31 protein-coding genes and 5 tRNA genes are annotated in these 24,247 nt (G+C 65.1%); 25 read left to right on the plus strand and 11 right to left on the minus strand.

Annotated elements, in window-relative coordinates; translation table 11 throughout:
• Positions 1-39: 39 nt before the first annotated feature.
• The 9 genes from ACIPYS_RS17870 to ACIPYS_RS17910 form a co-directional block, all read right to left on the minus strand.
• Entirely contained in the window at positions 40-555 is a 516-nt protein-coding gene (locus ACIPYS_RS17870) for a hypothetical protein (RefSeq protein ID WP_400747162.1), read from the minus strand.
• A gap of 39 nt (positions 556-594) precedes the next feature.
• Positions 595-2,034 (minus strand): phage portal protein, encoded by a 1,440-nt coding sequence (locus ACIPYS_RS17875; RefSeq protein WP_400747164.1) that lies wholly within the window; start codon positions 2,032-2,034, stop codon positions 595-597.
• A 9-nt stretch (positions 2,035-2,043) separates the two neighbouring features.
• Positions 2,044-3,621 (minus strand): hypothetical protein, encoded by a 1,578-nt coding sequence (locus ACIPYS_RS17880; protein ID WP_400747166.1) that lies wholly within the window; start codon positions 3,619-3,621, stop codon positions 2,044-2,046.
• Positions 3,622-3,634: 13 nt separating this feature from the next.
• The gene (locus tag ACIPYS_RS17885) at positions 3,635-4,057 is read right to left on the minus strand and encodes a hypothetical protein (RefSeq protein WP_400747168.1); all 423 of its coding nucleotides are present in this window, start codon (positions 4,055-4,057) and stop codon (positions 3,635-3,637) included.
• A gap of 233 nt (positions 4,058-4,290) precedes the next feature.
• A tRNA-Ala gene (locus ACIPYS_RS17890) sits at positions 4,291-4,366 on the minus strand.
• Between the two features lie 56 nt (positions 4,367-4,422).
• A tRNA-Trp gene (locus ACIPYS_RS17895) sits at positions 4,423-4,499 on the minus strand.
• 32 nt (positions 4,500-4,531) lie between these two features.
• A tRNA-Met gene (locus ACIPYS_RS17900) sits at positions 4,532-4,604 on the minus strand.
• A gap of 78 nt (positions 4,605-4,682) precedes the next feature.
• A tRNA-Pro gene (locus ACIPYS_RS17905) sits at positions 4,683-4,755 on the minus strand.
• Between the two features lie 40 nt (positions 4,756-4,795).
• A complete protein-coding gene (locus tag ACIPYS_RS17910; RefSeq protein WP_400747252.1) occupies positions 4,796-5,122 on the minus strand; it encodes an HNH endonuclease in 327 nt (108 codons plus the stop codon).
• Positions 5,123-6,641: 1,519 nt separating this feature from the next.
• On the opposite strand from ACIPYS_RS17910, the gene ACIPYS_RS17915 reads away from it, so the two are divergent.
• From ACIPYS_RS17915 to ACIPYS_RS18005, 19 genes are all read left to right on the plus strand, one after another.
• Positions 6,642-7,409, plus strand: a complete 768-nt coding sequence (locus tag ACIPYS_RS17915) for a RecB family exonuclease (protein WP_400747254.1) — start codon at positions 6,642-6,644, stop codon at positions 7,407-7,409.
• A 92-nt stretch (positions 7,410-7,501) separates the two neighbouring features.
• Entirely contained in the window at positions 7,502-8,317 is an 816-nt protein-coding gene (locus ACIPYS_RS17920) for an AAA family ATPase (protein ID WP_400747170.1), read from the plus strand.
• 9 nt (positions 8,318-8,326) lie between these two features.
• The gene (locus ACIPYS_RS17925) at positions 8,327-8,665 is read left to right on the plus strand and encodes a hypothetical protein (RefSeq protein WP_400747172.1); all 339 of its coding nucleotides are present in this window, start codon (positions 8,327-8,329) and stop codon (positions 8,663-8,665) included.
• Positions 8,666-8,798: 133 nt separating this feature from the next.
• A complete protein-coding gene (locus tag ACIPYS_RS17930; RefSeq protein WP_400747174.1) occupies positions 8,799-9,095 on the plus strand; it encodes an endonuclease VII domain-containing protein in 297 nt (98 codons plus the stop codon).
• Entirely contained in the window at positions 9,092-9,472 is a 381-nt protein-coding gene (locus ACIPYS_RS17935) for a CHC2 zinc finger domain-containing protein (protein ID WP_400747175.1), read from the plus strand. Before ACIPYS_RS17930 ends, ACIPYS_RS17935 begins: the two co-directional genes overlap by 4 nt.
• Positions 9,396-9,995, plus strand: a complete 600-nt coding sequence (locus tag ACIPYS_RS17940) for a toprim domain-containing protein (RefSeq protein WP_400747176.1) — start codon at positions 9,396-9,398, stop codon at positions 9,993-9,995. The genes ACIPYS_RS17935 and ACIPYS_RS17940 overlap by 77 nt, the downstream gene beginning before the upstream one ends.
• Positions 9,992-10,180, plus strand: coding sequence for a hypothetical protein (locus ACIPYS_RS17945; protein ID WP_400747178.1), 189 nt, complete (start codon positions 9,992-9,994; stop codon positions 10,178-10,180). Before ACIPYS_RS17940 ends, ACIPYS_RS17945 begins: the two co-directional genes overlap by 4 nt.
• A complete protein-coding gene (locus ACIPYS_RS17950; protein ID WP_400747180.1) occupies positions 10,177-10,587 on the plus strand; it encodes a DUF3310 domain-containing protein in 411 nt (136 codons plus the stop codon). Before ACIPYS_RS17945 ends, ACIPYS_RS17950 begins: the two co-directional genes overlap by 4 nt.
• Entirely contained in the window at positions 10,572-11,384 is an 813-nt protein-coding gene (locus ACIPYS_RS17955) for a metallophosphoesterase family protein (RefSeq protein ID WP_400747181.1), read from the plus strand. The genes ACIPYS_RS17950 and ACIPYS_RS17955 overlap by 16 nt, the downstream gene beginning before the upstream one ends.
• 8 nt (positions 11,385-11,392) lie before the next feature.
• On the plus strand, positions 11,393-11,947 hold the full coding sequence (locus ACIPYS_RS17960) for a hypothetical protein (protein WP_400747256.1): 555 nt from the start codon (positions 11,393-11,395) through the stop codon (positions 11,945-11,947).
• On the plus strand, positions 11,944-12,153 hold the full coding sequence (locus ACIPYS_RS17965; RefSeq protein WP_400747183.1) for a hypothetical protein: 210 nt from the start codon (positions 11,944-11,946) through the stop codon (positions 12,151-12,153). The genes ACIPYS_RS17960 and ACIPYS_RS17965 overlap by 4 nt, the downstream gene beginning before the upstream one ends.
• Before the next feature lie 104 nt (positions 12,154-12,257).
• Positions 12,258-12,701: a hypothetical protein gene (locus ACIPYS_RS17970; protein ID WP_400747184.1), complete on the plus strand. Its 444-nt coding sequence runs from the start codon at positions 12,258-12,260 to the stop codon at positions 12,699-12,701.
• A gap of 69 nt (positions 12,702-12,770) precedes the next feature.
• Positions 12,771-12,911 (plus strand): hypothetical protein, encoded by a 141-nt coding sequence (locus ACIPYS_RS17975; RefSeq protein WP_400747186.1) that lies wholly within the window; start codon positions 12,771-12,773, stop codon positions 12,909-12,911.
• Positions 12,912-13,091 carry a hypothetical protein gene (locus ACIPYS_RS17980; protein WP_400747187.1) on the plus strand — a complete coding sequence of 60 codons (180 nt, stop codon included), beginning with the start codon at positions 12,912-12,914 and terminating at the stop codon, positions 13,089-13,091.
• Between the two features lie 58 nt (positions 13,092-13,149).
• On the plus strand, positions 13,150-14,898 hold the full coding sequence (locus ACIPYS_RS17985) for a DNA polymerase (RefSeq protein WP_400747258.1): 1,749 nt from the start codon (positions 13,150-13,152) through the stop codon (positions 14,896-14,898).
• Positions 14,899-15,025: 127 nt separating this feature from the next.
• Positions 15,026-15,283, plus strand: coding sequence for a hypothetical protein (locus tag ACIPYS_RS17990; protein WP_400747189.1), 258 nt, complete (start codon positions 15,026-15,028; stop codon positions 15,281-15,283).
• A gap of 26 nt (positions 15,284-15,309) precedes the next feature.
• Positions 15,310-15,459: a helix-turn-helix domain-containing protein gene (locus ACIPYS_RS17995; protein ID WP_400747260.1), complete on the plus strand. Its 150-nt coding sequence runs from the start codon at positions 15,310-15,312 to the stop codon at positions 15,457-15,459.
• Between the two features lie 121 nt (positions 15,460-15,580).
• Positions 15,581-16,126, plus strand: a complete 546-nt coding sequence (locus ACIPYS_RS18000; protein ID WP_400747191.1) for a MarR family transcriptional regulator — start codon at positions 15,581-15,583, stop codon at positions 16,124-16,126.
• An 8-nt stretch (positions 16,127-16,134) separates the two neighbouring features.
• Positions 16,135-17,409: a tyrosine-type recombinase/integrase gene (locus ACIPYS_RS18005; protein ID WP_400747193.1), complete on the plus strand. Its 1,275-nt coding sequence runs from the start codon at positions 16,135-16,137 to the stop codon at positions 17,407-17,409.
• Positions 17,410-17,493: 84 nt separating this feature from the next.
• Here the strand turns inward: ACIPYS_RS18005 and ACIPYS_RS18010 are convergent.
• A tRNA-Leu gene (locus ACIPYS_RS18010) sits at positions 17,494-17,581 on the minus strand.
• Between the two features lie 381 nt (positions 17,582-17,962).
• Here ACIPYS_RS18010 and ACIPYS_RS18015 point away from each other — a divergent pair.
• Positions 17,963-18,424 (plus strand): ATP-binding protein, encoded by a 462-nt coding sequence (locus ACIPYS_RS18015; protein ID WP_231978420.1) that lies wholly within the window; start codon positions 17,963-17,965, stop codon positions 18,422-18,424.
• A gap of 97 nt (positions 18,425-18,521) precedes the next feature.
• Here ACIPYS_RS18015 and idi read toward each other — a convergent pair whose 3' ends face one another.
• The gene (gene idi, locus ACIPYS_RS18020) at positions 18,522-19,178 is read right to left on the minus strand and encodes an isopentenyl-diphosphate Delta-isomerase (protein ID WP_400747195.1); all 657 of its coding nucleotides are present in this window, start codon (positions 19,176-19,178) and stop codon (positions 18,522-18,524) included.
• Between the two features lie 349 nt (positions 19,179-19,527).
• Here idi and ACIPYS_RS18025 point away from each other — a divergent pair, with 349 nt between their 5' ends.
• The 5 genes from ACIPYS_RS18025 to ACIPYS_RS18045 all read left to right on the plus strand — a co-directional run bounded on the left by ACIPYS_RS18025 (position 19,528) and on the right by ACIPYS_RS18045 (position 24,238).
• The gene (locus tag ACIPYS_RS18025; RefSeq protein ID WP_093859472.1) at positions 19,528-20,283 is read left to right on the plus strand and encodes a sugar phosphate nucleotidyltransferase; all 756 of its coding nucleotides are present in this window, start codon (positions 19,528-19,530) and stop codon (positions 20,281-20,283) included.
• Positions 20,271-21,344, plus strand: a complete 1,074-nt coding sequence (locus ACIPYS_RS18030) for an iron-containing alcohol dehydrogenase family protein (RefSeq protein ID WP_093859471.1) — start codon at positions 20,271-20,273, stop codon at positions 21,342-21,344. The genes ACIPYS_RS18025 and ACIPYS_RS18030 overlap by 13 nt, the downstream gene beginning before the upstream one ends.
• An 88-nt stretch (positions 21,345-21,432) precedes the next feature.
• Positions 21,433-22,170 carry a CDP-alcohol phosphatidyltransferase family protein gene (locus ACIPYS_RS18035; RefSeq protein WP_400747262.1) on the plus strand — a complete coding sequence of 246 codons (738 nt, stop codon included), beginning with the start codon at positions 21,433-21,435 and terminating at the stop codon, positions 22,168-22,170.
• Positions 22,171-22,283: 113 nt separating this feature from the next.
• The gene (locus tag ACIPYS_RS18040) at positions 22,284-23,129 is read left to right on the plus strand and encodes a glycosyltransferase family 2 protein (RefSeq protein ID WP_093864731.1); all 846 of its coding nucleotides are present in this window, start codon (positions 22,284-22,286) and stop codon (positions 23,127-23,129) included.
• A 167-nt stretch (positions 23,130-23,296) separates the two neighbouring features.
• Complete coding sequence (locus ACIPYS_RS18045) at positions 23,297-24,238, plus strand: ABC transporter permease (RefSeq protein ID WP_400747198.1); 942 nt, start codon at positions 23,297-23,299, stop codon at positions 24,236-24,238.
• Positions 24,239-24,247: the final 9 nt, after the last annotated feature.

Here is a 24,247-nt window from a genome sequence, read left to right on the forward strand (position 1 = left end):
GGCAAATCCCCGGGAGCAAGGAAGGGGGGCAGAAAGAGCTTAGAGGAACCGGCCGCCGGCGATCAGGTCGGCAAGCTCACTAGGGTCCATGCTCGTGATGCCACCGCCGGTGCCCCGGTGGTAGCCGGCGCCCTGAAGCTCAGGGAACGTCGGCTCGGTCGACGGCTTCGGAAGGGAATCGATGTACCCCTTCACCTTCTCCGCGTCGGCCTGGCCGTCATCAGCCAGAAACCGGCCTAGATCCAGGTAGTCCGTCGACACGATCACGCCCGCGGTGGCCGCCTGGGCACGAATCTCCGCCTGCACCAGAGAGATGCCGACCTCGGACAGGGCAGACTGGCGCCCCTCGGCACGAGCATCAGCTAGCGCCTTCTCCTGGTCAGTCATGTTCGCCGCCTTGAGGTCTTCCAGTTCCTTCGAAGCGGTCTTCCAGCGCTGTTCGTTCTGGCGACTCAGCGCCTTCCACTTCTCGGCCTCTACGGCCTGGTCAGCTGGCGGAGTCTCCGGGGGAGTAGTCGGGGTGGTCGGCTCGGACGTGGAAGAAGTTTCGGTCATGGGGTATCTCCATCTCGGAACTCGCCATTTCGGCGACGGTTACTTGGCTTCGTGGATCTTCCGGTTTGCGTTACCGGCGTTGCCCTGAGGTGGCTTGCTGGCAGCTTTCTTCGCTTCTAGATCAGCAGGGTCGTGCTGTGGCTGCGGGCCAAGCTTCTGAACCTCGGAGGCCGCCTTTGCGTCTTCCTTCCGCATTTCGCGGAAGGATTCGATCTGGGCGGAGGAGTATCCGGCGTCGGACCAGAGTTGTTCCTCGGGGACGTTGAGCTGCTTGAGCTTCAAAAGCGCGTCAATGTGCTGGGCTTCGGTCCGGTATTCCGGATCCTTCCAGACCGTTTCCAGGCTGAAGGCGTCTCGGCGCTTGTCGCCCTTGATGGCGAAGCAGAGGCGAATTACCCGCTCCCAGGCCTCACCAAAGTGCAGCATGCGTTCCCGGACCTTTGCGACTAGACCGGCCTCGGCCGAGATAATCGACTCGCCCGAAGGGGTCGAGCCCCCATTTACCAGGAAGTAGTGGTGCGGGAGGCGAGATACAGAACTGAGGTGCTGGACGAGCATGCTGACCAAGGTCACGTAATTCCCGAGGTCGGCGGCCGGGAATGATCCGAAACGTGCCTGGGGATCCTCTGCTTGAAGGATCTTGTCCACTGCGACCTTGAAGGGCTCAATCGGCCGACCGTCGGCGTCCTCCTGGATCTCAAGGCCAGTGACATGCCTTTGGGGGAATGCCGCCATCTCGGATGCGGTCAGGGCGTCCATGATCGTCTTGTTGATCGCATCCTGAATCGGGATGCAGTTCGTCAGATCGGAGAACGGGTCGCCAAGGATTCGGGACCGGTTGTTGAAGGCTACGACGGGAACCGTCTGGAGGGGATTTCGGGCCCTCTTGCCCTTCTCCCAGTCGGTCTCTCCGAAAGACACCTCGTAGACGTATTCCTCGGTCCAGAGAGTTGCTCCGATGCGGCCCCAGGAGTCCGTGTTGAACTCAGCTGCGGCTTCGATCTCTGTCAGACTGCCAGCCTTGTACTGCACGGCCATACGTTCAGCGGAGGCCGGCGTGATGATGGGCTCTCCGACCTTGTTCGGCCAGACCTTGGCATAGGAAGTCCCCTGAATCATCGCGTCCAGGTGGACCGCCGTACTCAGGGCGTCCATGCTCGACCGCTGCCAGAACTCACGGGCGTCCCGGTTGGTTCCGGAATCGCCAGGGAGCGAGAAGGCATCGACATGCATTCGCTCGTTGGCCGAATCGATGATCATGCCGCAGAAGTTGTCTCGCCACTCTGAGAAGACCTCACGAAACGCATCCTTGTATCGCATCTGCGAGAAGGCGAGTTTCTGCTGATTTCCCTCGTAGTACTCGGCGAATCGCCGTATCGGCGAGCCGGGACCCGGGAGCTTGGAGTGGAGGTATGCAAGCCACTGAACCGGGGTTTCCGGAGGGCCTATTGCGCTGTAGCCAGCTGGGGGGACGATCATGCAGCCTCGCTAAAAGCCAACTACGCGCCTCCGCCGCGTTTTCAGGCGGCCGTCGGCTATGGCATCGGCTCGTGCTTCAAATGCGAGGACGGCACATACGGCCAGGTCGATTTTCTTCTTGGAACGGGGACTGTCCTTGGTGATGAGGAACCCCTGCGGGACCTCACGGGTAACGGCATTGAGCACGTGGCGAGCAAGGTTTTCATCGCCGTCATGGTGGAGATCCTTGACCATCACAGCGGTACGAAACCGCTCGATTGCCTGGGCCATCCTCGTAGGCTTATTAGTCCAGTACTCGAAGACGTAGTCAGTGCCCCGCCCGTCGTTATGTTCAAGGGCCCATCTGCCGATGTTCTCCTGCCAATACGGGGGGTCGGCGTACATCCACTCAACCCTGTAGGTGGAGAAGGCCCGAGAAACGGCGGCTTCCACCGCCAGGACGTCGACTTCCCAATCCGGCTGTCGGGGATCTCGGGGGTTCTCCCAGAGCCCGAGGACGAAGAGCTTCCCGTCCCGGAGGCGAACGCCGACAATTCCTGTCGCGTCACCGCGGATACTCCCATCAAAACCGATTGCGATCTGATCGCCGGACTTAATGGGGTCCTCGTCGTCCTGGCAGGCTTCCCACTCAGATTTACTCATCCAGCCGTCGCTACTCTCAGCGATGGTGTTGAAGAAGAATCGGAGGTAGGTGGAATCCGGGGTTGTCCGGTCGAAGAGGATCGTCCGGGTCAGGCCGGGAATATCGGCCCAGGTGGCGTCTCCGTAGGCCTCGACCAGGGCGGCCTTGACCTTCTCCTCGTCGCGAAGCTCGCCGGCCTCGATATCGCCTTCAAGGCAGTCGTACAGCCAGAACCCCTGACGGACCATGTCCGATTCGTGGATCTGCTGAGCAACACTGTCTTCATTGGGATTGTAGGCGTTGGTGGTGGAAACCCATCGAGAGCCCGCGGAAGTGGTCTTCTCGATATTCCGCTTGAGGGTCTGATAGAAATCAGGACCCCCATTGGAGCCCACCCAGTGATGGCATTCGTCCATCAAGCAAAAGGTGGGCCGGTTACCTTCGCTGGTACGGCCGGCGGTCGCCTTCGGCCGGATCGTTCCCGGTTTGCCAGACTTGAACTGGATGACGGCCTTGCCGATGTCCAGGCCGAATTCCTTCTCGGCCGGGGACTCCGAGAGCATGCCTCGGATCATTTCCATGGTCTGATCGGTCTGGTCGAGCGCAGTGGCGCCGATCTGCACCGTCGGCAGGGGGACCCGCTTAGCTACCGGGAGCGCGAAGGCATCCCAGTGAGAAAATCTGCATGGCCCAATAAATTCAACAATCGCCAGGGCCGCCAAGAGCGGCGTCTTACCCCAGCCCTTGGCCCTTCGGAGGGTGCCGGCGCTGTAGCGCCATGTCCCATCCGGGTTGATGGCGTAGAACCAGAGGACGAACCTCAACTGCTCAGCGGTGAATTTCCAGGGCTCGCCTGCGTGCTCGCCGTCCGGCTGGACGATGTACTTCTGACACCAGCGAATGACTTGGTAGCCCAGCGTCTCACTCGGAGAAGGGACCCCGGCAGGCAGATTTCCAGTCTGCACGGGCTCACCTCATTCACGAGTTCAGCAGTCGGAACAACTCCTCATCGAGGTCTGTGGTGGTCTCGGCCGGCGCCTGGTCGGCGTCCCGGTCCTGGTGCTCGGGCTCGATGGAGATGCGAAGGCGGGCACGGTCCTCAGTCGTTGCGCCCCACTTGGCGACGCGCTGACGGATTTCACCGGCAAGCTTCAAGTCGCCCTGGTACAGGGCGTCTACGAGCTTCGTAGTGATCTCCAGCTCGGCCCAATCGGTCTCTGCCCAACGCGCTGACTGGGGCGAGGTCGCCCACGTCCTCCAGAAGCGGCGGGCGCCGCTGGTAGTGATGCCGAGGCCTCGGGGGAGTTCCCGGCCGGGCTGGGCATCCGCCGCCAGCTCCTGGGCATGCGCGTGCTTGTTGCGACGAACCGCGTTCTCCTTGGGGCGGGGCCCGCGGGTCATCGGAGCCTCACCCGGCTCGCGTCGACCTCGTAGAGGTCGGCCAGGTCATCCAGCTCGGCACGCGCATCCTGCTGCCAGTCACGTCGGCGAACCGCCCGCGAGTGCCAGGCCGGAGCCGGCCGACCGCTCATGCAGCCGTCACAGGTCCCTGCGCAGTGGGTAGGCGAGATGGCAGACCTCCGCGAATAAGTGAAGCCCGCCCCCTACATAGGGGAGCGGGCTGAGAGTGATGGTGGTGTGCTGGACCCGATTCGAACGGGTGTTTCCTCCCTGCACGGGAGGCGCCCTGGGCCGCTGGACGACCAGCACCGTTCCCCTCCGCACCTGATCAGGGAGACGGCAGGAACCTGCGGGCGCGACCCGCATGGAACAGGTGGGGGGAATCGAACCCCCGCACGCGGTTTTGGAGACCGCTGCTCTCTACCAACTGAGCTACACCTGCAACATCCCGTGATACACAGCACGGGCACCTCGTCCGGACGACAGGACTCGAACCTGCGACCACTTCCATATGAGAGAAGTGCTCTACCAACTGAGCTACGTCCGTTCGGGACCGCCCCTGCGGTCCCGGTATGTCCTCATCCTGTGGCAGAGCCGGCGGCAGGGCCACAGGTTTTCGCTCCGGTCTGATCGGCAGGGCATGATCCTGCGGCCTCTCGGTCCCAAACCGAGCGCTCTTCCAGCTGAGCTACGACCAGTTGGCCGGCCGGATTAGCCACCGGCCGGTGGGGGAAGGCGTCAGGCGTGGCGGTCGCTGCCGTACGTCTTGCGTCGGTGACAGTCGCGACACAACACCCAGAGGTTGCTGAGTTCCCAGGAGCCACCGCGGGCAACCGGGACAAGGTGATCGACCTCCAGGTCCTCACGGGATCCGCAGCTCTGGCACCGCCAGCGGTCCCGGCTGAGCACCCGAACGCGGCGGGAGGACCAGTCGCTGGGTCGGCACGCGTTGCGGGCCGAGGTCCGGTCCCACGGGCGACGGAGCTGGTGGCCGGTACACCGACCGTCACGCGCCGTTCGGAAAGTACACCCGCTCACCAGGCAAATGGACGCGGCTCTGGGCATGGTCACCTCCCGATGGTCTGTGGCCCCGGCCGGATGCTGGTCTGGCAGCCGGGGCCGCCCCGGACCGCTCTTGGAGATTGAAGTCTCAACAAGGGGTCATACAGGGTGTCTGGTAAGTTATGTAGCTATCTGTAGAGATTTCAAGAGACCTTAGTAGTCTTTGGTCTTACTTCTCTTAGTTGGTCTCTCACTAAAGACGTATGTGTCTTGCGGGTGACCCTCAAGACACGAGCTCGTTGAGGTGAGACGTAGCTCACAAAGATTCGAACGTGCGTGCTAGAATCCCCGCTCAACGCATGTTTTGAACGTGTTCAGGTTTTCGGCTGCGGCACGGGCCGGCGGCCTTGACTTGATGTGAGGGGTGTCGGTGGGTAGTCTCGTAGTGATGTCGCTCCCTGCCCAGGCTCATTCATTTCTCTGGCGCCTACAAATATTAGGGGTTCCTCCATGGCAAAGCTTCCCCCGGATTCGGACCTGCAAAAGCTGTTTATGCGCGGAATGTCGGACCAGGAACTCTCCGTTCAATATGATGTTTCGGTCCAGGCCGTGAATCTTCGGAGAAATAAGCTGAACATGGGGGTTTGGTCCAATGGGTCTGCCGTTATGCAAGCCAATTCCATGGTGGCAAAAATTTGGACCGTTCAGTCACACAGTGGCGCTGGAAGTCATCACGTTACGTCGAAAAACCAGTCACTTCGCCTCTATCTGCGAATGAGGCTCGGAGATTCGCTTAGTGCGCGCCAGCTGCACACGGCGAACCTCTTTGAGGCTCGATTGAGGCGCGAAGGCACGGTCCTGGACTACTCCCTGGTGGATGGCTTCATGTACGTGCCAAGGACTGAGCGGGACGGGCGCCTTGTTGTCAGGTGGCCCGCCGACAGGCCCCTCCCTGAGGGTGAAGAGCTAGAGCTGTGGTGCCTGGGGGCCGAAGAGTAGGTTCTTGCTCCGACTGAAGGTGACCGGCGGCCGACGGCCCCCCAATTGGGGGGCCTGTTTTGTTGTCTGAGGATTCGTCAGGGAGTTGCAAGCAGTGATCGTGACGAGGGTCACACTTGAAGTGAGGGGCGAGTGTCACCGTCGTACTGTAAGTTCACTATCGATCACAGGCCGTGCAAATAATTCTGTGCACATGTTCAGGGAGGGGTCGTATGCTGTCGATACTTCGCGGTGCTCCAGTGCGGGCGGAACCTGCAACGGAGCGGGTTCGACAGGAGATCCGTAGCAGTAAGACCCTGTCTAGCGATGTCATAACCTCGCAAGGTGTTGTCATCGCCCATTGGGTGGCTCAGCCGGTGGGGGAGTATTGGGATGTCTGCTTTGGCGACGTCTTGAGCGCTGCGGACGTCTCCGAGATTTTGGACCTTGAGGAACGCATATTTCTCGCTTGTGGACTTCGCGTTCGGGATATTGTGGTTGAACGAGAGGTATTTTCGACACCGCACCCATACTTTCCTGCAAGTGCCGCCCACACGTTTGTCCGTTTCTGCCCGAAAGTGGCCATATGATAAGTATTGAGACGATGCCCCGAAGCGTCAGTCAAACTGAGCAGTACGAGCGGTGCGGCTGGCGCTTTTTTCTGCAACGAGTCGAGCGAGAGACCCCGCTGCCGGCGGCCTGGTCGCACCACGGGACAGCCTTCCATAGTGCGGCCGAGGCTTTCGAAAGGTCTGGTCGGCAGATGTCCGAAGATGAAGCCGTACAGCTCTTCTCCGACGAGTATGCAGACCGAGTGAACGAGTCCCTGGACCAGGAGCCCAACACCCGCCGCTGGCTCTCGGCCTCTGGCTCTGGCGCTGACGACATTGAGCGGCGGTACGTCCTGGGTCAGGAGCAGACGGCCCAGTACGTGAGGTGGGCCCGTGAGCACCAGCCGGTCATCTGGCAGACGCCCGAGGAGAAGCCGGCACTGGAGCTGTACTTCATGGTCGAGATCGGCGGTGTACAGGTCAGGGGATACATAGATCAGCTCATCGACGAGGCCGGGAACTCGGGCTCGTTGAGGGTCCGCGATCTGAAGACCGGATCAACGAAGTCCGAGTTCCAGCTTCAGACGTACAAGGTGGCCGTCGAGCTGGCTCGCGGCGTCAAGGTGAATCGGGGGGACTGGTACCTCGCAAAAAAGGGCGGCCTGTCGAAGGCGGTTGACCTCGCCTCGGTCTCCGCGGAGCAGGTGGGCGAGCGCTATGCGGCGATGGATGCTGGCGTGAAGGCTGGCCGGTTCGAGGCGAAGCCCGGGTTCCTCTGTAGGTTCTGTGACTTGAAGCACAAGTGCTCTTTTTTTCGATAAAAACTTGAAATGAGGGGGAGGTTCGATCTATGGTTCAGGTGTTGCAAGAAAACAGCTTTTTTTTCACCAAGAACTTGAAGTGAGGGGGTGGGATGTACTCGCTGAATCAGTCCGCAACCATCCGCGGAGCGGCGGGGGAGCCGATCCCACACCCGTACACGGGTCTGAGTCGACTGGAGGTCGAGTTCAGGCGGGGGGAGTTCAGCCTCGCGGCGGCCGGCCCCGGGACCGGAAAGTCCCTGTTCGCGCTGAACCTGGCGTTGCACGGGAACATGCCAGCGCTCTATTTCAGTGCGGACTCCGGTGCGGCGACTCAGCTCAGCCGGGCGACGGCCATCATCACCGGGTCGGACGTCAAGGAGGTCAAACGGCGGCTCCTGGACGGGGACTTTGCTGATTACGCCGAGGTGCTGGCGAAACGGTGGTGGGTCCGGCTCGTCTACGAAGCGCGGCCCTCCCTGGCCGACCTGGAGGTCAGCCTTGCGGCCTACTTCGAGGTCTTCGGCTGCTATCCCCACCTCATTGTCGTCGACAACATCACGAATATCGACGTGGGCAGCGTAGGGGACGCGGAAAGTTTCACCTTCAGCTTGGAAGGGCTCTGTGAGTACTTGTCCGAGATGGCCCGGGAAACGATGGCTCACGTGCTCGCACTCCATCACGTGACGGGCGAGCACTCGGACGGAATGAAGCCGATCCCCTTGAGCGGTGTAAAGGGCAAGATCGGCCGGGTTCCGAGCCTGATCCTGACCATCCACAAGGAAATCGACGGAATGGACGGGCGGCTTCTGCACATCAGCCCGGTGAAGAACCGTGAGGGATATGAAGATTCCTCCGGGGGGACCTACAGCAGTTACGAGTTGGACCGCGTCAGCATGCGTCTGATACCGGCCGATGCCACTTTCTGAGGGGGAAAAATGACCACCTGCGGTTACACCATCGATCGGGAGATCGTGGACGTGCTCCTGGACCAGGAGCCGGCCCTCACCGCCGAGTCGATCCGGGAAGCCGGCGGGGGCCTGGTGGCCGTCGTCCTCACCGTCGAGGACCGCCGCCGTCTTCGGCTGCGGAAGCTCGCGCGGGACCTGCTCCGCCTCGGCGGTGGCTTCCAGGTCGCGGCCATCTCGGTCCGTGGGACAGACGGCACGCGTGACTGGGCGGTGGTCCCGCTGAGCTACCTCCAAGGCCTCGCCCGCGATCTGACGGACCTCCAGCAGCAGCTGCGGCTTGAGGCCGTGCTGCGACGGCGTGGCTGAGCCGCGCAAGGGCTACCGGCTGTGCACAGGCTGTGGAAAGAACCGGGCTGAGCGATATTTCCTCGGCACCCGCGGTCGGATCTGCTCAACGTGCAAGAAGGGCCGGCGCCGGTCAACAGCCCGGAACGCCCGGTTGGTAGCCACCTACGGTCTGACCTCCGAGGAGTACAGCCTCCTCCTGGCTGCCCAAGGCGGCCGGTGTGCGATCTGCCAGGAGACCCGACGCGGGAACCTCGCCGTCGACCACTGCCACACGACGGAGGCGATCCGGGGCCTGCTCTGCAACCGGTGCAACGGGCAGCTGCTCGCCCGGGGCGCACGGGACCGACCAGAGGTCCTGCGGCGGGCGGCCGACTACTTGGAGGACTTTCCGGCCTGGAAGGTGCTGGGCCCTCGCTACACCTACGACAACAGCAAGGGGGAGGAATGAAGCCATCGATCGGCGCCGTGCTGGCGCACTTCTACGGGATCCAGATCGAAAAAGACCGTACTGGTTGGCAGAAGGTCCTCTGCCCCTTGCACGCGGAGTCGCACCCAAGTGCCTCGGTGAACCTGGAAAAGGCCCGCTGGGGCTGCTTCGTCTGCGACGTCTCAGAAGACGGGATCGACGTCATCCGAAGGGAGATGAGTATTGGGTTCAGGGAAGCGTGTGAGTTCGCACGTGGCCGGTTCGGTGGAGGCGGCGAAGACGTATTTCCAGCAGTACCAAGGAAGTCCGGCCGAGGCGTACATGGCGGCCCGCGGGCTGGACGAAGTGGCGGCCAAGTTCGGGGTGGGATACGTCCGTTCGGCACAAATCGGCCATGAGCGGTACCGGGGGATGCTCGCCATCCCCTACCGGAGGCCGGCGGGCGGGGAACACGGAGTAGCTACCGTCCGGTTCCGGTGCATCCGGGATTCCTGTGTGAAGGACGAGGCGGGTTCCTTCTACGGGCCGAGCCGGAAAGAGAGGCACGAGGGCCATGGGAAGTACCAGAGCCTCCCGGGCGACAGCCCGCGCCTCTACAACACCCCAGCCCTGATCTCTTCCAGCCCGTATATCGCCGTCTCCGAGGGAGAGTTCGACGCGCAGGCCTCGGAACTGGCCGGCGTGCCCTGCGTGGCGGCTCAAGGAACTGGGGCGTGGGAGCGGCACTTCTCTCTCCCGCTGGTCGGATACGAGCGCGTTTACCACATCGCCGACGGCGACGAGGCCGGCCTCAAGGCGGCCGAGAAGCGAGCCACACAGACACCCAACGGCGTGGTGATCCAGCTCGGCGACGGCGAAGACATCAATTCATTCATCCACGCGTACGGCGCGGATGCCTACCGGAAGAAGCTCGGCCTGTGACCAGTATCTGGACCGTCGGGACTCGCGTCCGCGTCATCGCGGACGACCCCACCCGTGGATGGGTCGGCACAGTCCACTCATCGAACTACGCGAAGTGGCTGACAGCCGCGGCCGTCGTTCTGGACAACGACCCGGAACAGCAGCCGGCTTTCTACGTGGACGAGGAGCTGGAGGAGGTCGAGTGAAATGGCCGGTCGGCACTGAGGTGACAGTGACCTCATCAAGCGGTTCAACGCCAACCGTTCGTCTGCACGCGGGCGAGAAGGGAACCGTGGTCGAAGTCGACCAGGCGCCCTATCCGTACATCGTGGAACTCTCCACGGGATCCCATCTCCGATTTGCCGAAAACGAACTGGAGTCGACAGCCCAAACCGGGGATCCGGTCGATCATCCGGACCACTACACGTGGCTACCCATCGAAGTCATCGAGATCACCAGACACTTCGACTTCGTGCGCGGAAACGCCCTCAAGTACCTGCTGCGAGCAGGGCGAAAGGGAGACGCCCTTGAGGACCTTCGGAAGGCCCGGTGGTATCTCAATGATGAAATCCGACAGCTAGAAAAGGAGGAGACTGCTTGCGGCGAATCGTAGTAATCTCAGACACTCAGATCCCGTTCGAGGACAAGCGGGCACTCCGCAACGTCATCCGGTTCGTCGGCGAGTACCAGCCCGACGAGGTCCTGCAAATAGGCGACCTGGTGGACTATCCGGCGCCCTCCCGGTGGAGTGCGGGCACCAGGGCCGAGTTCGAAGGCAACGTGATCCGCGACTCGGAATACGCCAAGAAGGCGTTCCTGGAGCCGCTTCGCGCTGTCTACGGCGGGCCCGTGAAGATTCTCGAAGGCAATCACGACGAGCGCCCGCGGAAGTACCTCGCTAGCCGCGCGCCGGCACTTGCTGCGGAGGACACGTTCTACAGGTTCGAAAACCTGCTGGACTTCCAGTCCTTCGGTGTGGAAAAGGCGGACCCGTACTACCCGGTTGCGCCTGGATGGGTCGCCGTTCACGGCCACGAATCACCGGGCATGAGCCAGGTGCCCGGGGCCACAGCAAGGCTCAAGGCAGTGAAGGCCGGAACCAGCGTCATCATGGGCCACACTCACCGACTGGCGATCTCGCCCCACACCACCGGACACAATGGCAAGCTGAGTACGATCTACGGTTTCGAGGTCGGACACCTGATGGATGTCCGGCAGGCCGAATACCTCAAGGGCGGCCCGGCGAACTGGCAGAGCGGATTCGGCCTGCTCTATGCGGGAAAGTACTCGGCCACCCCACAGGCCATCCCGGTGGAACGGGACGGATCCTTTGTGGTCGAGGGGCAGCGGTACGGGGAGATCAAGCGCGTGGGCGGGAAGTTCGCGCGAGGAAAGGGGGAGGCTGCCTAGTGGCAGAAATGAACTGGGAGAAGACCATTGAGATCTCCCGAAAGGTGGCCTCCGAGCTGGCCCGCAAATGGCCAGTAGTCGAAGCCGACGACGTCCATCAGGAAATCATGCTCCACATGATGGAGCAGCGGAGTCACCTGGAGAAGCGGGCCGATGACTTCACCTTCCTCCGTCAGGTGGCATGGCGAGCAGCCAAGTCCTACGCATCGCGTGAGCAGATGCAGAAGGACCTGATGGACGAACAGTATTTCTACACCCCGGACGAGGTCCGGATGACCCTGAAGTCCTTCATCTACACGGATGAGGAGATCGGGGAAATGATCGGTCGGAAGGACGATCTGACGCGGTGCCGAATCACGGACAACATCACCTCGGCCCGAATCGACGCCGGGGCGGCACTGCGGAAGCTCAAGCCGGAATACAAGGAGGCGGTTACTCGTACCTACATCTACGGCCTCCCGCCGGCCACCGCGGGCGAGGCCAAGACGGCTCAGCGCGGCGTTGATGCGCTGGCCACGGCCATGAATTCCCACATCCGAAGCAAGGCGCGGGCGGCCCGGTGACCGAGACCCGGAAGCACTACAGCCGCCGGGCGTCCGACGCCGACCAGCTCCAGGTCCAGGTCATCTACGACGACACGGCGGAGAACCGGACGTACCTGATGATCTCGGCCCCGGCCGGCGTCCTCGAAGCGCTCCTGACCGACGCGGACGTCCGGGCCCTGGTCCGGATGCTCTCCGAAGCCGAGTACGCCGTCCCCCCGTTCTAGGAGCCCCTGTGACCTACCCCGACCCGTTCGACGAAACGTCGCCGTGGGACGAACCGCCGTCCCCGGCCCCACACTCCACCACCCCCGATGCCCAGGAGGCGCCCATGACCCAGACCCCCACCGTCATCACCAGCTCGGCCGCACCGTTCAAGATCGGTTTCACCCTCAAGGCCGGCAGCGAGTTCCAGGCCGAATGGCTGACGCCGACCGTTTGGGGCCACACTGCACAGGAGACCGCGGAGCGCGGTGCCGAACTGCTGAACGCCCTCAAGGCCGTTGGCCTGATCGACCTCACCTCGAAGGCCGCCCAGTACACCCGCGCCCAGTACAAGGGCGCAGGAAGCCCCCCGTCCGGGGCGCCCAAGAAGTTCGAGGGGGGCCGGGTGGTTCCCGCCGCACCCGCCGGCCCCGGTGACGACACCTGCATGCACGGCCGCAAGCTGGTCGACAAGGGCGACTGGGCCGCGATGTTCTGCCAGGCCCAGCCGAAGAGTGCCCAGTGCGAACCGCTCTGGAAGCAGTCGAACGGCGAGTTCAAGGCCAAGTAGGCAGATTCCCCGCACGTCTCGGGGCCGGGCAATCGCCCGGCCCCCTCGTCTTTCCCTGGAGGTCCCCTGTTGTTGAAGACCTTCGCGGCCGCGCTGGCCGCGCTGGCACTCGTCATGTCCTCGCTCTGGCTTTGGGCCGCCGCCCCCTGCGAACTGTGGTCCTGGTCGAAGACGGCCGACATGCCGGCCCGCTGCCTCCTGGAGCGCTGAATGGGCGCTGAGGAGTACGTGGTCGAGGGCCTGGAGAACGGCGGCGTCGTACTCGTGCATGAACCCTGCGACGGCCTTGCCGGAGAAGGCGGCTGCGACTGCTGCAACGGCAACGCCGTCACCCTGGCCGATCTGATCAACGCGAGCGAACAGCACTCCTGCGAGGAGGAGCCGATCTAGGAGAACGCCCATTCACGTCATCACCTACCGCATCAAGCGGCAGACCGTACGAATTCGCATCTGCGAAGACCTGATGGACCTCTGGGAGTTCATCGACTGGGTCCACGAAAACCCGGTCATGGGATACGACACCGAGACCACCGGTCTGGACTGGTGGAACTGGGACCGACACTTCCGGTGCCGGCTCGCTCAGTTCGGCAACGCAACGGAATCCTGGGTGCTCCCCATCGAGGTCGACCCGGAGTTCGCCGAGGCCGCCGCCTGGACGCTGCGAACCGCGTACCGGGTCATTGCCCACAATGCCAATTTCGATGCACACGTAGCTGAGGTCGCGTTCGGTGTGCCTCTGGAAGAACTGGCCCCGAGACTGTTGTGCACCAAGATCTCCGCCCACCTCGTCGACCCCCGGGCGGTCAAGGAGCAGGGCCCCGGACTCAAGCTAGAAGAACTGACCAAGCACTACATTTCCGCCGAGCTGGCAGCGGAAGTCAAGGGGTCGATGACCCAAATTGCCAAACGTTACAAGGTGAAGAAGGAGGACATCTGGGCCAGAGTCTGGACCTTCGACGATGAGTATCTGCTTTACGCAGGTATGGATCCCGTCCTCGCCTACCGGTTGTTCCACATCCTCTATCCGCTGATTCCGCTCAAGTCCAAGCGCAAGGGCCTGGTCGGCTGGGAACACCGGCTTGCCCATGTCATGGCCTTGGTCGAGCGGGCCGGATACCTGGTGGACGAGGCGTACGCCAGGCGCCGGATAGCAGAATTGGAGGCAGAGGAAGAGAAGTGGAAGGCGGTTGCCCGCGGGTTCGGTGTTGAGAACGTCAACTCGAATCCGCAGCTCATCGAGGCGTTCACCGGGTTCGGGGTCAGACTCACGAAGAAGACCGGGAAGGGCAATGTGGCCATGGACGCGGAAGTCCTGGACGGGATCGACCATCCACTTGCCGAGGCCGTCAAGAAGGCCAGCCGGGCCGGCAAGTGGCGTGCCACCTGGTTCGAGAATGCTCTCAAGGGGATGGATTCTAAGGGGCGGGTGCATGCGGCGGTGAATTCTCTCCAGGCCAGGACGGCCAGGATGACGATCTCCGGGAGCATCGCAGCACAGACCTTCCCGGCCGGAGACGGCTACGTACGGCACATGTTCCTGGCCGAAGAGGGGCATGTTACGGTCTCCGTCGACTTCGCCAACATGGAACTCCGATTTCTGGCGGCAGAGTCCCGTGACCCCGTGATGATCGATGCATTCCTCCATGACAAGGACTTGCACCAAATTACCGCGGACGCTGCCGAAGTGTCTCGCAAGATCGGCAAAATGGCCAACTTCCTGACCGTTTTCGGGGGAGGCCCCAAGGCGCTGGCCCAGCAGGCCGGAATCCCGCAGCCGATCGCCAAGCGGACCCTCGACGCCTTCAGTTCGACCTATAGGCGAGTCGGCGAACTGGCCGACAAGCTCAGTGAGCAGGCGCGAAAGTACGGCCATATCTACACCGTGACCGGCAGGCGGCTGCCAGTCGACCGAGGACGCGCCTACGCCGCCCAGAACTACTACATCCAGAGCGGGAGCCGGGACATCACGGTCCGTGGAATCCTGGAGCTTCATAAGGCCGGATTCACGCCCTGGATTCGGCTCGTAATCCACGACGAGATCGTTTTCTCGTTCCCCCGGGAACGGGCCGAAGAACTGACCAAGAAGGCAGCCGACCTCATGGGGTTCACGGTCCGCGGCGTCCGGGTGCCGGCCGAAGGCGAGATCGGAGAAAGGAGTTGGGGGAGCGTGCTCGACAAGGAAGGGAGCAAGCACTGAACGAGGGCGACATCCAGGACTGCGAATGGTGCGAGAACTACGATTCATTCGGACTTTTTGACCTGGGAAACGGGGAAGTCGGCCTCTGCTGGCTTTGTGCGGACGACAACGAAATGAGGGACTGCGAGTGAGTGATCTTAATGAGGACGACGGTTTTACCGAACTGCTGGCGGACATCGAGGACAAGTTCGGCGAGGTGCTGCGAATGAAGCGGGCCCGGGAGGTCCTGGAGTTCGCCGAGGTGACGGGGATGGTCTACATACGGGCTGTCGGCAGCGGGGTACCGCATGATCTCGCCCAGGCGATGGCGGCCGAGTACTGGGACGCGGAGATGACGCAGAACAAGCCGGCCGAGGCCGGGGAGGCTCCGGAGGAAGCCGAATGACGGTCACGCCGGGAGCGGGCCGGATGATGAGCGTCGCCGAGGTGGCGGCCTACCTTCAGAAGCCCAAGAGCTGGGTCTACGCCCAGTGGAAGAGCGAGGGCATCCCGTTTCGGAGGGTCGGTAGTCACCTCCGGTGCAGGCCCACTGACCTTGAAATGTGGATCGACAACCGCTGATGGAGAGGAGGCCGCACCCTGCCGGGTGCGGCCTCCGGGTCTGGCACCACCTTCCCATGACGTGATGGACATCACATTATGAACCGACGGCAGTGGGTTCGAAATGATCTAGGGTTATGCCATGACCTCACGAGCAGCAACGTCGTACCCGGGTCCTGAGTGGTTGGACACCGGCGGTGAGCTGGTGTGGCGGACTGCTTTTGGGGCCTGGCAGGTCGAGGCACGCCTTCCGGTGGACGGAGGGTCGTGCCTCGGGCTGACCGAGTTGACCGTCGGCCTGGTCGACGGCGCGTCCAAAGAGGCGGTGCGGGAGACGGACGGGCTTCCCGCAGGTCTGCTCCGGCAGATTCCCCTTGCGGAAATCAAGGCCCAGGCCCGCGCCGTACTGGCACAGCGGGCCGGCCAAGAGCTAACTGGGCCGTGGCCTGTCCCGTCCCGCTGCCGCACGGACATCGACTACGCCCTGCTGGTGGCGGAGCTGGCACACACCAGGGCCTCGGGTACTACGGCCCCGCAACAGGAGCTGGCGGATCGTCTTCGGATCAGCAAGGCCGCGATGTCCACGCGGATCAAGCGTGCCACGGATCTCGGTCTCTGGGATGGCAACCAGCTCACCCCGGGGGCGGTGGCGTTGCTCGTTGAGTGGAAGAACGAACAGAAGGAGTAGCAGCAGCAGTGAAGCGTGGCAATGGGCTCGGGGGGACTCCGGTGGAGATCCCGCGCAAGGGCCGACCCAACACCTGGGGCGTCCGTACGCCTCTCCACTTCAACCCCGCTGTCGGCCGGAAAGATCGGTACTGGATAGGCCGGGAGTACAAGAACAAGACCGAAGCAGAGAAGGCGCTCAGCAAGTGGATCGCCGACTTTGATGAAGGAGACCTCACCCCTCGATCGGACATGACCGTGGGACAGCTCATGGATCGGTGGCTCAAGCAGCACCGAGGAGAGGACACCACGCGGCAGGGGTACGAGCCGAAGGTGCGACTGCACATCAAGCCGCATCTTGGTTCCGTGAAGGTGGTGGAAGTCACTGACGATCGACTCGATGACTTCTACCGGATGCTGGAGGTGACTCCGAGTCCGACGAACAGCGGGAAGCCTCTGGGACCGAAGAGTGTCCGTCACATTCACAACGCCATATCGGCGGCATTCGAGACCGTCACCGGTCCTCGGAAGCTGTTGAAGGCCAACCCGGCCCACACGGCGAACCCTCCAACCGAGCGGCAGATCAAAGCCGCGGAGCCCACCTTTCCGACCCTGAACGACGCGGAAACGGCTCACTTCCTCGGCGAGATCTGGAAGCCCTGCGACAACCGGGCCTGTGATGGCCTCACCCACCACTGCCTTCGGGATGCCCCGCTGTGGACCTCCTATGCGGCAACCTCGTGCCGTCGAAGTGAGGTGCTGGGATGGATGTGGGACCTGATCGACTGGGACACAGGCGCCATCAAGCTCAGGTGGGTGGTCGTCGAAGAAGGCAATACCTTCCGGCTGCGGAAGCTTACGAAAGACGGAGACGACGATGCGGTGATCTACGTGGACCCGGCGCTCTTGAAGGTCCTGAGATGGCAGTGGGAGCGCCAGCAGCAGGAGAAGGCCCGGCTGGGACCGGCTTGGACGGAGCACGGCTTGGTGTTCGCCAGGGACGGCTTCAAGCTCTACAAGGAGGGCCGGGCCGGAGGCCCACAGGACCCCGAGAAGGTGTCCGCGAGGTGGCGGACCGCAAGGAACAGACTCCACCTGCCGGAGGACTTCCGGCTGCACGACTGGCGAGGATCGAAGATCACTAACGACCTCGACAACAAGGAGAACCCGGTAGAGGTCTCCGCCAACGCGAGGCACCACTCAGCTGGCTACACCATGTCTCGGTATGGCCGCCGCCGCCCCGAAGGGGCCATCAAGCTAGCCGCGTCGAGTGCCGGCCGCATTGGTCTCGCGGCCCTGGTCTGACCAAGATCAACTCTGTTGGTCACGTAGTTGGTCATGCGACCGTCTAGAAAAGCAAGAAAACCCTTGGTAGACAAGGGTTTCTGCTGGTGTCCGAGGGGGGACTTGAACCCCCACGCCCGATAAAGGGCACTAGCACCTCAAGCTAGCGCGTCTGCCATTCCGCCACCCGGACGGGGTGTGTGCTTCGGGGGTTTTCTGCTCGCCCCCTCGGCGACAGAGAGAACATTACCAGGGTTTCGGAGTGCTTCTCACCTGCGTTTCCCCGGTCGGGATGGTGGGGGGCGGCGGTACGGATCGCTGGTGTGCGCGAACCGGTGGTTCAAGGACGGTAAACGGTCGAGTTGTGGTCGATGAACGATCGGTATCGCTCGGCTCTGGTCCGACACGGGCAAGTTGTCGACGGTGCCACAGCTCCGGGGGCGGCTCTCCTAGCCTCTGTGCACCGAGGGCGCCATGAGCGGAACGCCTGATTCCCGGGGTCGCGGACGAAGGGCGGCTGGACGTGGAGCGGATCAGCGAGGAAGAGACGGCGCCGACGGCGCCGGAGAAACGGGTGACCGCCGCGTCGGCAGTGGCGCGCGGCGGTCCTGTCGAGGGGGTGTGGCGCTTCACCGTGCCCGCCGAGCAGGCCTCGGTCCCGCGCACCCGGCACGCCGTGCGTGACCGGCTGCTGGCCCAGGGCATGGCGGAGATCCGCTACCAGGAACTGGTGGACGACCTGCTGCTGATCGTCTCGGAGCTGGTCGGCAACGCGGTGACCCATGCCGCCGAGCTGTCGCCGGAGGTGACCACCGAGCTGGTGGTGCGGTGCGGGTGGGTGCGGGTCTCGGTCGAGGACGGCGACCCGTACCGGCCGAAGGCCCTGGCGGCCGACACCGGACGGACCGGCGGGCGCGGGCTGCTGCTGGTGAAGAGCGTCACGCTGCAGGCCGGCGGAGTGTGCGACGTGGAGCAGGCGGGGCAGGGCGGCAAGGTGATCTGGGCCTCGCTGCCGCTCCCGCGCGAGGAGCCCTAGCGGACGGCGGCCCGGAGCACGGCGGCCCGGAGCACGGCGGCCCCGGCGCGGGCCGTTCCCGGCGGGGCCGCCGAAGGGCGGCCCCGCCGGGAACGGTCTACCAGTCCTTCCCGGCGATCTCGCGGATCCCCGGCAGCGCGGCCTCGAAGACGGTCCGGAACCACACCGAGAACGGCCGCTCCGCCTCCAGCTCGCGCAGCTCCTCGGCGGTCACGAAGGCGAAGTCGTCCACCTCGTCCGGGTTGGGCCGCACCGGCGCGGTGACCAGACCCACGAACAGGTGGTTCCACTCCCGCTCGATCAGGCCCGTGGCCTCGTCCGGCAGGTCGTAGCGGACCGTGCCCGCCTCGCAGAGCAGGGCCGGGGCGACACCCAGCTCCTCCGCGGTGCGGCGGGCGGCGGCCACGAACGGCGGCTCGTCGGGGTACGGGTGGCCGCAGCAGGTGTTCGACCAGACCCCGGGGGAGTGGTACTTGCCCAGGGCCCGCCGCTGGAGCAGCATCCGGCCCTGGCGGTCGAAGAGGAAGACCGAGAAGGCCCGGTGCAGCCGCCCGGGCTGCTGGTGCGCCCAGTGCTTCTCCGCGGTGCCGATGGTCACGCCCTCGTCGTCGACCAGCTCCAGCAGGATGTCCTCCGCAGTGCCGCCGGCGGCGTCCGCGGCGGCGTCGACGTCCGTCTCGACGTCGAGGCCGGTGTCGAGACCGGTGTCCAGCCCGGCGGGGGCGGTCGGATCGGTCGGAAGGCTCTGGGGCATGAGGCCTCTTTCGGCAGCTTCGGGAGCACGGGGCGCAACCACGGCACGCACCGGTGGCGTCGCGCCCCAGTCTGCCGTACGGGTGGCACGGGGGAGGGGCCCGACGCACAACCCGGCCGCCGGGGGCGCCCGGGGGCCCGGAACGGGCGTCGGATTAGCAGAACCGTTCGGAATGTGTTCGATGTGTGTTCGAGTGTCCGGCCGCGTTCTGGCAGGTAGTCGTGGTCGCCTACCATCACATAGGACACCGCGGCCGCATCTGGCGGCCCCGGCGCGCCACCGCCGGTGACCCGGAAGACTCCCGGGGCCGGGCGCGGCCGCGCTCAGCACGACGGATCAGGAGACCCGCATGATCGGCCTCGTTCTGGCAGCCGGCGCCGGCCGCCGGCTGCGCCCGTACACCGACACCCTGCCCAAGGCGCTGGTGCCGGTCGACGGTGAGCGGACCGTCCTGGACCTCACCCTCGGCAACTTCGCCGAGGTCGGCCTGCGCGAGGCGGCGATCGTCGTCGGCTACCGCAAGGAGGCGGTCGAGGAGCGCAAGGAGGCCCTGGAGCGGAAGTACGGCGTCAAGCTCACCCTGGTCGAGAACGACAAGGCCGAGGAGTGGAACAACGCCTACTCGCTCTGGTGCGCCCGTGAGCTCTTCACCGAGGGCCTGCTGCTCTGCAACGGCGACACCGTCCACCCCGCCTCGGTCCAGCGCACGATGCTGGAGGGCAACGCCCGGCTGACCGCCGAGGGCCGTGAGCCCGGCATCCTGCTCGCCCTCGACACGGTGAAGAAGCTCGCCGACGAGGAGATGAAGGTGGTCGTCGACCCGGCCGCCGGCATGCGCCGCATCACCAAGCTGATGGACCCGGCCGAGGCCACCGGCGAGTACATCGGCGTCACCGTGATCAACCCGGCCGCCGCCGCCGACCTCGCCGACGCGCTGCGCGCCACCTACGAGCGCGACCCGCAGCTGTACTACGAGGACGGCTACCAGGAGATGGTGAACCGCGGTCTGCGGATCGACGTCCAGCCGATCGGCGAGGTCTCCTGGGTCGAGGTCGACAACCACGACGACCTGGCGAAGGCGCGGGAGATCGCGTGCCAGTACTGACCAGGCTGGTGCCGTCGCCGCTCTTCGTGGAGATCCGCCCGGGCGCGCTGGACGCGCTCGGCGGCATCCTCGCCGACCAGCGGCTGTCCGCCTCGGGCCGGATCGCGGTGGCGATCAGCAACGGCTCGGGTTCGGTGCTGCGGGCCAGGCTGGAGCCGGCCCTGCCCGGCGCCGACTGGTACAGCGTGGCGGACGGCAGCCTCGACAGCGCGGTGCGGCTGGCGGACGAGATCCGCGGTGGTGTGCGCGGCGGCCACTACGACACCATCGTCGCCCTGGGCGGCGGCAAGATCATCGACGTGGCCAAGTACGCCGCCGCGCGCCTCGGCCTGCCGCTGGTCTCGGTCCCGACCAACCTGGCGCACGACGGCATCTGCTCGCCGGTCTCCACCCTCGACAACGACGCCGGGCGCGGCTCCTACGGAGTGCCGGGCCCGATCGGCATCGTGATCGACCTGGACGTGATCCAGGGCGCCCCGCCGCGCTTCGTCGCGGCCGGCATCGGCGACATCGTCTCCAACATCTCGGCCTGCGCCGACTGGGAGCTGTCGCACGCCGAGACCGGTGAACCGGTGGACGGACTGGCCGTCGCGATGGCCCGTTCGGCGGGCGAGAACCTGCTGCGGCACCCAGGAAACCTTCAGGAACAGGGCTTCCTCACCGCCCTCGCGGAGGCACTGGTACTGTCCGGCATCGCGATGAACATCGCGGGCAGCACCCGTCCCTCGTCGGGCGCCTGCCACGAGATCTCGCATGCCCTGGACGTGCTGTATCCCAAGCGGTCCGCCCAGCACGGCGAACAGGTCGGCCTCGGCGCCGCCTTCGCCAGCTTCCTGCGGGGCGAGCGCGAGCTGACCGGTCTGATCGTGGAGCGCCTGGCGCACCACGGGCTGCCGGTGACCGCCGCTCAGATCGGCTTCACCGAGGCGGAGTTCACCGAGGCGGTGCACTACGCTCCGAATACCCGGCCGGGCCGTTTCACCATCCTCGAACACCTCGACCTCTCCCCTTCCGCAATCAGGGACGCGTACGCCGACTATGTCCAAGCCGTCAACAGCTGACCGTTCCGCCGCCGGGTCCACGCCGCCGGTCGACCTGACCCGCCGCCCCTCGATCGAGGAACTGCGCGCGGTCATCCACCCGGAGGGCATGCTCCAGCGCCGCAGTGCCGAGCACTGGGCCGGCCGCCTCTACATGCGGCGGATCTCGCTGCGGATCACCCGGGTGCTCTCCACGGTCACGGTGATCACGCCCAACGGCCTGACCTACCTGATGATGCTCACCGGCATCCTGGCCGGCGCCGCGCTGATCGTCCCCGGGATCGCCGGCGCGGTGCTGGCCGCCGTGCTGATCCAGCTCTACCTGCTGCTGGACTGCGTGGACGGCGAGGTCGCCCGCTGGCGCCGGCAGACCTCGCTCACCGGCGTCTACCTGGACCGGGTCGGTCACTACATGTCCGAAGCGGCCCTGCTGACCGGCCTGGGCCTGCGCGCCACCGACCTGCTGCACCGCGAGGGCGGCACCACGCAGTGGGAGTGGGCCTTCCTCGGCACCCTGGCCGCGCTCGGCGCGATCCTGATCAAGTCGGAGACCGACCTGGTCGACGTGGCCCGGGCCCGCAGCGGCCTGACGGCGGTCGAGGACAGCGCCTCGGTGCCGCGCTCGGCCGGTGTCGCCAAGGCCCGCCGGGTGGCCTCGCTCCTCAAGTTCCACCGGCTGGTCGGCGCGGTCGAGGCCTCGCTGTTCATCCTCGCCGCCGGCGTCGCCGACCTGGTGCACGGGGGCCTCTTCTTCACCCGGATCGCCGTGGTCGTCCTGGCCGCGATCGCGATGCTGCAGACCGTGCTGCACCTGCTGAGCATCGTCCTGTCGAGCAGGCTCCGGTGAGCGGCGTGACGGAGCCGGGCGCGACGGAGAAGGCGGCCGACGCCGCCGCGAGCACCGCCGCCACCGCCGCCACCGGTGCCGACGCCTTCCGGCTCGGCGCGGTGATCATCACCATGGGCAACCGCCCGGACGAGCTGACCGCCCTGATCGAGTCGGTCCGCGCCCAGCAGGGCCCGGCCGTCGAGCTGGCCGTGGTCGCCAACGGCGCCCCGCTGCCGCCGCTGCCGTCCGGCGTGCGCTCCGTCGAGCTGCCGGAGAACCTCGGCATCCCGGGCGGCCGCAACGTCGGCATCGAGCTGTTCGGCCGCGACGGCCGGGACGTCGACGCGGTGCTGTTCCTGGACGACGACGGTCGGCTGCCCGGCACCGACTCGGCCCGGCTGCTGCGCGAGGCCTTCACCGCCGACCCGGAGCTCGGCATCGTGAGCTTCCGGATCGCCGACCCGGAGACCGGCGTCACCCAGCGCCGGCACGTCCCCCGGCTGCGGGCCAGCGACCCGCTGCACTCCTCCCGGGTGACCACCTTCCTCGGCGGGGCGAGCGCGGTGCGCTGCGCGGTGTTCGAGAACGCCGGCCAGCTGCCCGCCGAGTTCTTCTACGCCCACGAGGAGACCGACCTCGCCTGGCGCGCGCTGGACGCGGGCTGGGCCATCGACTACCGGGCCGACGTGGTGCTGCACCACCCCACCACCTCGCCCGCCCGGCACGCCTCGTACTTCCACAACGTGGCCCGGAACAGGGTCTGGCTCGCCAGACGGAACCTTCCGGCCCCGTTGGTACCTCTATACCTGGGAACCTGGTTCCTGCTGACGCTGGCCCGCCGACCCTCCCCGGAGGCGTTCAAGGCCTGGCTGGGCGGGTTCCGGGCGGGCTGGCGCGAACCCTGCGGTACGCGGCGGCCCATGCGATGGCGTACCGTTTGGCGACTGACCAGGCTGGGCCGACCGCCGGTCATCTGATCCGTCCGGTGACCGTCCGGTGACTTCCGGTGACCGGACGGCAGGTCCGTCGTCGGGCCGGTGACCACACACCGGCCGCACTCCCCCCGAGATCCGAGTGGATCCCCATCGGCGCAAGGCCGGCGGACCCCCGTCGACCGGCCCGCCCCGACGATCCCGCGTGAAGGATGAATGTGTCGACAGTGAGTGAACCCGTCAGCCTCTCAGCCCCGAGGGGGGCGGACGCGGGCCTGACCCCCAAGCAGCTCGCGGACAAGTACGGCCTGACGGTGAGCGGCAGAAGGCCCGGACTCTTCGCCTACTCCAAGCAGCTCTGGGCCCGGCGTCACTTCATCTGGGCCTTCGCCACCGCGCGCCTGGTGGCCCAGTACACCGACGCCAAGCTCGGGCAGGTCTGGCAGGTCGTGACGCCGCTGCTGAACTGCGCGGTGTTCTACCTGGTCTTCGGCGAGATCCTGAAGAACAAGGACGACAACCCGTACTACGTCGCCTGGCTCTGCATCGGCGTCTTCATCTTCCAGTTCACCCAGAACGCGGTGCAGTCGGGCACCCGGGCGATCTCGGACAACCTCGGGCTGATCCGGGCGCTGCACTTCCCCCGCGCCTCGCTGCCGATCGCCTTCACCGTGATCCAGCTCCAGCAGCTGCTGATCTCGATGGTCGTGCTGTTCGCCGTCGTCCTCATGAACGGCATCGAGCCGGGCCGGACCTGGATCCTGGTGGTCCCCGCCCTGCTGCTGCAGTCGATGTTCAACACCGGTGTCGCCCTGATCTTCTCCCGGATCGGTGCCAAGACCAGCGACATCTCCCAGCTGATCCCGTTCGCGATGCGCGCCTGGCTGTTCCTCTCCGGCGTCATGTACAGCATCTCCGACAAGATCAAGGACTGGCCGCCGTTCTGGCAGAAGGTGATGGAGCTCAACCCTGCCTCGGTCTACATCGACCTGGTCCGGCACGCGTTGGCGCCGATCATCTACAACAAGCACGAGAAGGTGTTCCTGGAGTTCCCCCCGCACCAGTGGAAGTACGCGATCGCCTGGGGCGTGGGCATGCTGGTCATCGGATACGTCTTCTTCTGGAAGGCTGAGGAGGAGTACGGCCGTGGCTGACACCGATGT

Source organism: Kitasatospora sp. NPDC089913 (assembly GCF_044748625.1).
GTDB lineage: Bacteria > Actinomycetota > Actinomycetes > Streptomycetales > Streptomycetaceae > Kitasatospora.

What these genes read in the sequence shown, in the direction of transcription:
- ACIPYS_RS17875 (WP_400747164.1), bottom strand. Translation starts at nt 2,034, where the DNA reads ATGATCGTCCCCCCAGCTGGCTACAGCGCAATAGGCCCTCCGGAAACC.
- ACIPYS_RS17995 (WP_400747260.1), top strand. Translation starts at nt 15,310, where the DNA reads ATGAGCGTCGCCGAGGTGGCGGCCTACCTTCAGAAGCCCAAGAGCTGG.
- ACIPYS_RS17920 (WP_400747170.1), top strand. Translation starts at nt 7,502, where the DNA reads ATGTACTCGCTGAATCAGTCCGCAACCATCCGCGGAGCGGCGGGGGAG.
- ACIPYS_RS17970 (WP_400747184.1), top strand. Translation starts at nt 12,258, where the DNA reads ATGACCCAGACCCCCACCGTCATCACCAGCTCGGCCGCACCGTTCAAG.
- ACIPYS_RS17940 (WP_400747176.1), top strand. Translation starts at nt 9,396, where the DNA reads ATGGCGGCCCGCGGGCTGGACGAAGTGGCGGCCAAGTTCGGGGTGGGA.
- ACIPYS_RS17885 (WP_400747168.1), bottom strand. Translation starts at nt 4,057, where the DNA reads ATGACCCGCGGGCCCCGCCCCAAGGAGAACGCGGTTCGTCGCAACAAG.
- ACIPYS_RS17935 (WP_400747175.1), top strand. Translation starts at nt 9,092, where the DNA reads ATGAAGCCATCGATCGGCGCCGTGCTGGCGCACTTCTACGGGATCCAG.
- ACIPYS_RS18045 (WP_400747198.1), top strand. Translation starts at nt 23,297, where the DNA reads ATGAATGTGTCGACAGTGAGTGAACCCGTCAGCCTCTCAGCCCCGAGG.
- ACIPYS_RS17910 (WP_400747252.1), bottom strand. Translation starts at nt 5,122, where the DNA reads ATGCCCAGAGCCGCGTCCATTTGCCTGGTGAGCGGGTGTACTTTCCGA.
- ACIPYS_RS17915 (WP_400747254.1), top strand. Translation starts at nt 6,642, where the DNA reads ATGCCCCGAAGCGTCAGTCAAACTGAGCAGTACGAGCGGTGCGGCTGG.
- ACIPYS_RS18025 (WP_093859472.1), top strand. Translation starts at nt 19,528, where the DNA reads ATGATCGGCCTCGTTCTGGCAGCCGGCGCCGGCCGCCGGCTGCGCCCG.
- idi (WP_400747195.1), bottom strand. Translation starts at nt 19,178, where the DNA reads ATGCCCCAGAGCCTTCCGACCGATCCGACCGCCCCCGCCGGGCTGGAC.
- ACIPYS_RS18000 (WP_400747191.1), top strand. Translation starts at nt 15,581, where the DNA reads ATGACCTCACGAGCAGCAACGTCGTACCCGGGTCCTGAGTGGTTGGAC.
- ACIPYS_RS17960 (WP_400747256.1), top strand. Translation starts at nt 11,393, where the DNA reads ATGAACTGGGAGAAGACCATTGAGATCTCCCGAAAGGTGGCCTCCGAG.
- ACIPYS_RS18040 (WP_093864731.1), top strand. Translation starts at nt 22,284, where the DNA reads ATGGGCAACCGCCCGGACGAGCTGACCGCCCTGATCGAGTCGGTCCGC.
- ACIPYS_RS17980 (WP_400747187.1), top strand. Translation starts at nt 12,912, where the DNA reads ATGGGCGCTGAGGAGTACGTGGTCGAGGGCCTGGAGAACGGCGGCGTC.
- ACIPYS_RS17870 (WP_400747162.1), bottom strand. Translation starts at nt 555, where the DNA reads ATGACCGAAACTTCTTCCACGTCCGAGCCGACCACCCCGACTACTCCC.
- ACIPYS_RS18035 (WP_400747262.1), top strand. Translation starts at nt 21,433, where the DNA reads ATGCTCCAGCGCCGCAGTGCCGAGCACTGGGCCGGCCGCCTCTACATG.
- ACIPYS_RS17925 (WP_400747172.1), top strand. Translation starts at nt 8,327, where the DNA reads ATGACCACCTGCGGTTACACCATCGATCGGGAGATCGTGGACGTGCTC.